Below are 6,412 nucleotides of genomic sequence, written 5' to 3' on the forward strand. Positions count from 1 at the left end.
TCTGTACTTCCGGGCGTGACGGCACACTTTTATTTGTAGTGCTTGGGCGTCCGCTCACTGCTCTACGCTTTAAAACACTTGAACTCTCACTTGCTTGTATACTGGATGAAGCCTCTGGGTTTAGTGAGCTAGCGCTGCTAACCGAGCCACTTTGAGAAGTTCCACTCTTTTTTGCAATAGCCAGGATTCTTTTCTTCAGAACCTCTTGCATTTTCCCTGCATCGCGAGCGATATCTTCAAAATTCTTTGGTAAAAAATCGACCGCTCCAGCTTCTAGCGCATCTAGCGTTACACGAGCACCTTCGTAGGTAAGAGATGAGAACATTAGAATAGATGTAGGGCATTCTTGCATGATATGGCGAATAGCTGTAACGCCATCCATAACAGGCATCTCGTAATCCATGGTGACCACATCAGGGGACAATTTCTTTACGAGCTCAATTGCTTCACGCCCGTTTGACGCAGTACCAACGATCTTGATTTCAGAAACCAAGCTTAGAATTTCACAAACCCGTTTCCGAAAAAAGCCAGAATCATCTACAACTAATACAGTGACACTCATCGAATCTAACAAGCGCCCCCGTAGCGATAAAGATTGCAGCGTGTACTATAGCGACAGCGCATCCTGATTTTTAGCCTATGCGTAGCGGTCTAATAGACTTGGAATATCTAGTATCAAGGCGATACGACCATCACCCGTAATCGTTGCGCCGGCCATGCCTGCTGTGCCATGTAGCATGTCACCAAGTGGTTTAATCACGACTTCTTCTTGGCCAACCAACTGATCCACAATAAAGCCTACGCGCTTACTACCCACAGCGACAATCACCACATGAGCAGAATCAGTATCTTCAGTGTATGAATTCACTAACCAGCGTTTGATGTAAAACAAGGGATAAACATTATCACGAACAACAACACACTCCTGTCCATCAACAACATTTGTCTTGGTCAAATCAAGGTGGAAAATTTCAACCACACTAACCAGAGGAAAAGCAAAGGACTGATTTCCAAGCTTAACCATCAAGGTAGGCATGATCGCCAAAGTTAAGGGTACTTTAATTGAAAGTCGCGAGCCTTTACCTAACTCAGAATCAATATTTACCGTACCGTTTAACTGGGTAATTTTTGTCTTAACAACATCCATTCCCACACCACGGCCGGAAATATCGGATATTTCCTGCTTAGTCGAAAAGCCAGGTGCAAAAATAAGGTTATAACATTCGCTATCGCTTAAGCGATCAGCAGCGTCTTGGTCGTAAATGCCTTTTTCAACAGCTTTTTGACGTAGAACCTCAGCATCCATACCTGCGCCATCATCTTCAATGGCTAGCATGATATGATCACCTTCCTGCTGTGCTGACAGAACCACCTGCCCTATACGTTCCTTACCTTTCGTCACACGGTCATCAGGCATTTCAATGCCGTGGTCTACAGCGTTTCGTACAAGGTGAACCAAGGGGTCAGATAGCGCTTCAACAAGGTTCTTATCAAGGTCAGTATCTTCACCAACCAGAACCAGGTTAACCTCTTTCTTAAGGTTCCGAGCCAAATCTCGCACAACCCTGGGAAAACGTCCAAAGACCTTCTTAATCGGCTGCATTCGAGTTTGCATAACCGCTGACTGAAGATCACCTGTTACGACATCTAAGTTGGACACAGCCTTCTGCATGGACTCGTCACTGCTTGCATCGCCAAGACGTTTTAGTCGGTTACGCACAAGCACCAATTCACCCACCATATTCATGATATCGTCTAGGCGCTTTGTATCAACACGAACTGTTGTTTCTGTCGCTATGGTTTCATTCTTCTTCGATGCCGCTTTAGCAGCTGGTTTTGCAGCCGGCTTTGGCTTAGCTGCAGCTGCTGAGGCTGGGGCCGGTGCAGGCGCTGGCTTTGGTGTGGGCTCTGGAGCCGGCGCAGAACTGGCAGCAGCCTTGGTCGTTGGCGACCCGCCTGCTCCATGAAGTTCATCCAGTAGCTTTTCGAACTCATTATCGGTAATCAACTCTCCATCACCGCTAGCAGGAGTAGCTGACGCTTCAGACGTGGCATCACCTGCAGCAATACCTTCGCTATTGAACTGACCTTCACCATGCAAGTCATCCAATAGTTTTTCAAATTCTTCTTCGCTTATATCACCCGACTCTGGCGAGCTGCTCGTGTCGCCACCCGCAGCCGGTTCTTCAAAAAATAAATCCGCCGAGGAGCTGTCTGGTGAAGCTGAGGCACCAGCACTTTCGCTGACACCAACAGGAGCACCGGAACCGTGTAGCTCATCTAACAAGTTTTCGAATTCGTCATCGGTAATTTCGTCAGATTCTTGTTCGGATGCCGCTGGTGCACTCCCTTTACCCGCATCATCATCTAATGCATCCAAGAGCTGTTCAAACTCATCATCAGTAATATCAGCCTCTTCAGCAGAGGCTTCTGCAGCAACCGGCTCCGGTGTTGGTTCAACAGCTGCAGGTTCAGCAGCAGGCGCAGCGTCAGCAGGTTTCGCAAAACGTTCTAAGTCACTTAAAAGCTGTGGGTCAGCTGGGGTTGGATCTTGGCCATCTCTGACTTCACTGAACATTTCGTTTACAGAGTCTAACGCACGTAAAACGACATCCATTAAGTCAGCATCAAGACTTCGCTTACCATTTCGCAGAATATCGAACACGTTTTCTGCAATATGACAACACTTGACCAGTGCATCCAACTGTAAAAAGCCTGCTCCACCCTTTACAGTGTGAAACCCTCTAAAAATTGCGTTTAGCAAATCTTTATCGTCTGGATTTTGCTCTAGATCAACCAGTTGCTCTGAAAGAAGCTCGAGTATCTCTCCAGACTCTACAAGAAAGTCCTGAAGTATCTCATCATCCGCTTCAAACCCCATCTTCTACGCCCCTTTAAAATCCTAGACTGGACAGCAAATCATCCACATCATCCTGGCCAGAAACAACGTCTTCGCGTTGCTCTGCATGGAGTTGTGGACCTTCACCCTCAATGCCTGTTTCTTGTTTTTCTACTTCGTGGACTGTTCCTGTAATCTGGTCAACCTTACCGGCCATTCTGACCAAATTAACAAGATTCTCTTCAACATCTTTAACCAATCCGGTGACTCGTTGAATCACTTGACCAGTTAAGTCTTGGAAAGACTGCGCTAACAGTATTTGCGTGAGATTATCATTTACTTTATCTGAATCCTCACACAACTTTCCAAGGAAAGTTCCCATTGTGGCTGTCAGCGTTCTAAACTCATCAGGTTTCATTTCCTTACGCTGTAAGCGAGACCAATCCATCTTGAGTTTTTTCGCTTCCTGGCTGATTCCTGAAGCATAAGGCATGGTTTCTTCGACAAGATCCAAGGTCTTGTTTGCAGCCTTATTGGTCATATCAACCACATACGCGAGTCGGTCGGACGCATCCTCTATAGTAGACAGGTCATCTTTAGCCGTCTCACTGGAAGCATCGATGTGAAAGTTCCGAATTGACTCGTGTAGCGACCGAGTTAAGCGACCGACTTCTTGGTACAGAGTTTTATCCCGAGTCTCATTTAACTCAGAAATAATACCTAACGCCCCCGACAAGTCTCCTTTGTCAATTCGCTCCTTCAACTCATTAGCCTGAGCCTTCAAAGTCTGCTCAAAACCGCTTAGAGGTTCGCTATTTATTAGCTTTGCGTCAGTCATGAATCGCTCAGCCTTAGGAATCGATACGTTCGAAGATTTTCTCAATCTTCTCTTTTAAAACAGCTGCGGTAAATGGCTTAACGACATAACCGTTCACACCTGCTTGCGCGGCAGCAACTATCTGATCTCGTTTAGCCTCAGCCGTTACCATTAGCACAGGAAGACTTTTGAGGTTATCGTCAGAACGAACATGCTGAAGCAACTCAATACCAGTCATCCCAGGCATATTCCAGTCAGTCACCAGAAAGTCATACTTACCTGTTTGAAGCATTGGTAAGGCAGTACTACCATCGTCAGCTTCATCAGTATTAGTAAACCCTAGGTCACGCAATAGGTTCTTAATAATTCGTCTCATTGTAGAAAAATCATCTACTACGAGAATTTTCATATCTTTATTCAAGTCGACCTCCACTCATGTCGATACCCGAAATTACATTTTAATACCTAAAAACAAGTCTAGTCGGTGTTCTTAGGCTAGCCAGTTTTTTTTGATATTTGTTTCACTTATCGGCACATTTCTTAACAACTATATAAAATCAAGCCAATTTATTAATTTTATTCGCTTTATTTTCCCCTTACATGGGGGACAAACTTTGAGAAAAGAGGTCTAAGCAAATAGTTCGATCAGGCTAAGACAAACTGCAATCAGGTACGCCAATCACTCATTCTAGCTTTCAAACGCATCGCTGCTTGAGAATGTATTTGACTTACTCGAGACTCACTAACAGAGAGCACCAAACCAATTTCTTTAAGATTCAACTCTTCTTCATAATATAAAGACAAAACCATTTTTTCACGCTCAGGGAGAACATCAATCTCTTTGGCCAAAGCTCGACGAAAGGCATCATTCTGAACATCCGTCGCGGGCGTGTAATTCTCGGACAAATACTCTTCACTAGAAACGTCACCTGACTCACTTAGCTCTTCAAAGCTAAATAACTTGCCACTAGCGCTGTCTTTCAAGCAAGCAAAGTATTCCTCAAGCGTCATACCTAACTCTGAGGCAACCTCGCCATCCTGCGCATCACGACCCTCTCTATCTTCAATAGCCTTGATCGCTTCACTTATCTTTCTTGCATTCCGATGAACAGACCTTGGCACCCAGTCTCCCCGGCGCACCTCATCCATCATCGAACCACGAATTCTAATGCCCGCATAAGTTTCAAAGGACGCACCTTTAGAAGCTTCATACTTCCTGGAAGCCTCTAATAACCCGATCATACCAGCCTGAATTAAATCATCGACCTGAACGCTAGACGGTAGACGAGATATCAAATGATGCGCAATTTTTTTGACTAAAGGCGCATGAGACCGAATCAAATCATCGGCACGTTTTACTTGAGCGTCTGTATACATCAGCCTATGACACCGGAACTAAACACGTTCTAGTTTGAGGTAGCCTGAACCAGGCGCTCAACAAAGAACTCCAAATGACCTTTTGGAGAAGAAGGCAGTGGCCAGCTATCCGCTTTTTGGGCAAGCGTCTTATATGCCAACGATGCTTTTGCACGAGGATACACATCAGAAACAGCCCGTTGACGCTGCACTGCTTTTTTCACCGACTCATCGAAAGGGATTGACCCAACATACTGCAGAGCAACATCGAGAAATCTCTCAGTAACGTGAGCAAGCTTGGAATAGAGGTGGCGCCCCTCTTCCTGCGTTTTAACCATATTCGCCAGTACACGAAAACGGTACATATCGTAATCGCGATTTAACAATTTAATTAGCGCATATGAATCGGTAATCGATGTAGGCTCATCACATACGACAACAATAACTTCTTGCGCAGCCCTAAGAAACGAAACAACACCATCGGATATACCTGCTGCGGTATCAATAATCAGGACATCGAGATCTTCAGAAATTTCACTAAAGGCATTAATTAAACCGGCATGTTCCATTGGATTCAAAGAAACCATTTTTTGCGTACCAGATGAAGCTGGTACTACTTTTATTCCTTTGGGCCCATCAACCAAAACGTCACGCAGAGAACATTCGCCACTTATCACATCCGCTATATTGCTTTTAGAGGTGATACCTAACAAAACATCAACATTAGCCAAACCTAAATCGGCATCTAAAAGTACAACACGACGCCCCATCTCAGCGAGCATAATCGAAAGGTTAATAGACACATTACTTTTGCCCACACCACCTTTACCGCCAGTTACCGCGATTACCTGAACCGGATTAGAATTCGCCATACTGGTGAAAATCCCCTTTTATACATCTAATTATTTTTCGCACTTCAGTTTATTCAACCATATTGAGATCTTCGTGATACTGAAACATTGACCGTATTTTCAGTGTATACTGCATAATCTTGCTACATTCAGCTCTATATTTTAATCAACGCTAATAAGAGTTTAGCAGATATGATTAAGTTTACGCAGAATGAGAGAATATTTGATCTAAAACACCTTCATGCTCTTGGGCGCTGATTGTTACCCATCGCTCCGAACTATTCAATAAAGATTCAGCTCTCGAGAGGATTTCTTTTTGCCTAAACACATGAATATCCTCAGGAACTCGCTGACCGTCAGTAAAATAACTGGCTTTGAGACGCGTATCGATAAGAAAGCTCATCACCTCACCCAGGCTAACAGCTTCATCAACCTTAGTAATAATGGCGCCTGACAAGCCTACCATTTTGTAGTGATGGTAATTTGAACACATCACCTGATACTGCCCTACAGACGATACAACAAGGTGTGACTGAATATCATGACCCG

6 protein-coding genes and 1 pseudogene are annotated in these 6,412 nt (G+C 44.6%); all 7 read right to left on the bottom strand.

Annotated elements, in window-relative coordinates:
* Positions 1–562, bottom strand: a 562-nt coding sequence (locus A3757_RS15410) for a response regulator (protein ID WP_156506342.1), incomplete at its 3' end; no start/stop codon positions are given.
* Between the two features lie 75 nt (positions 563–637).
* A complete protein-coding gene (locus A3757_RS15415; RefSeq protein ID WP_068554880.1) occupies positions 638–2,881 on the bottom strand; it encodes a chemotaxis protein CheA in 2,244 nt (747 codons plus the stop codon).
* 13 nt (positions 2,882–2,894) lie between these two features.
* Positions 2,895–3,722, bottom strand: a complete 828-nt coding sequence (locus A3757_RS15420; RefSeq protein ID WP_231878294.1) for a protein phosphatase CheZ — start codon at positions 3,720–3,722, stop codon at positions 2,895–2,897.
* A complete protein-coding gene (gene cheY, locus A3757_RS15425; RefSeq protein WP_068511934.1) occupies positions 3,691–4,077 on the bottom strand; it encodes a chemotaxis response regulator CheY in 387 nt (128 codons plus the stop codon). The genes A3757_RS15420 and cheY overlap by 32 nt, the downstream gene beginning before the upstream one ends.
* A 245-nt stretch (positions 4,078–4,322) precedes the next feature.
* Positions 4,323–5,033, bottom strand: a complete 711-nt coding sequence (locus A3757_RS15430; protein WP_068554878.1) for an RNA polymerase sigma factor FliA — start codon at positions 5,031–5,033, stop codon at positions 4,323–4,325.
* Between the two features lie 29 nt (positions 5,034–5,062).
* A complete protein-coding gene (locus A3757_RS15435; protein ID WP_068511924.1) occupies positions 5,063–5,884 on the bottom strand; it encodes a MinD/ParA family protein in 822 nt (273 codons plus the stop codon).
* Positions 5,885–6,065: 181 nt separating this feature from the next.
* Positions 6,066–6,412 (bottom strand): annotated as a pseudogene (locus A3757_RS15440) (hypothetical protein); the annotation flags it as partial.

The organism is Oleiphilus sp. HI0117, from assembly GCF_001635235.1.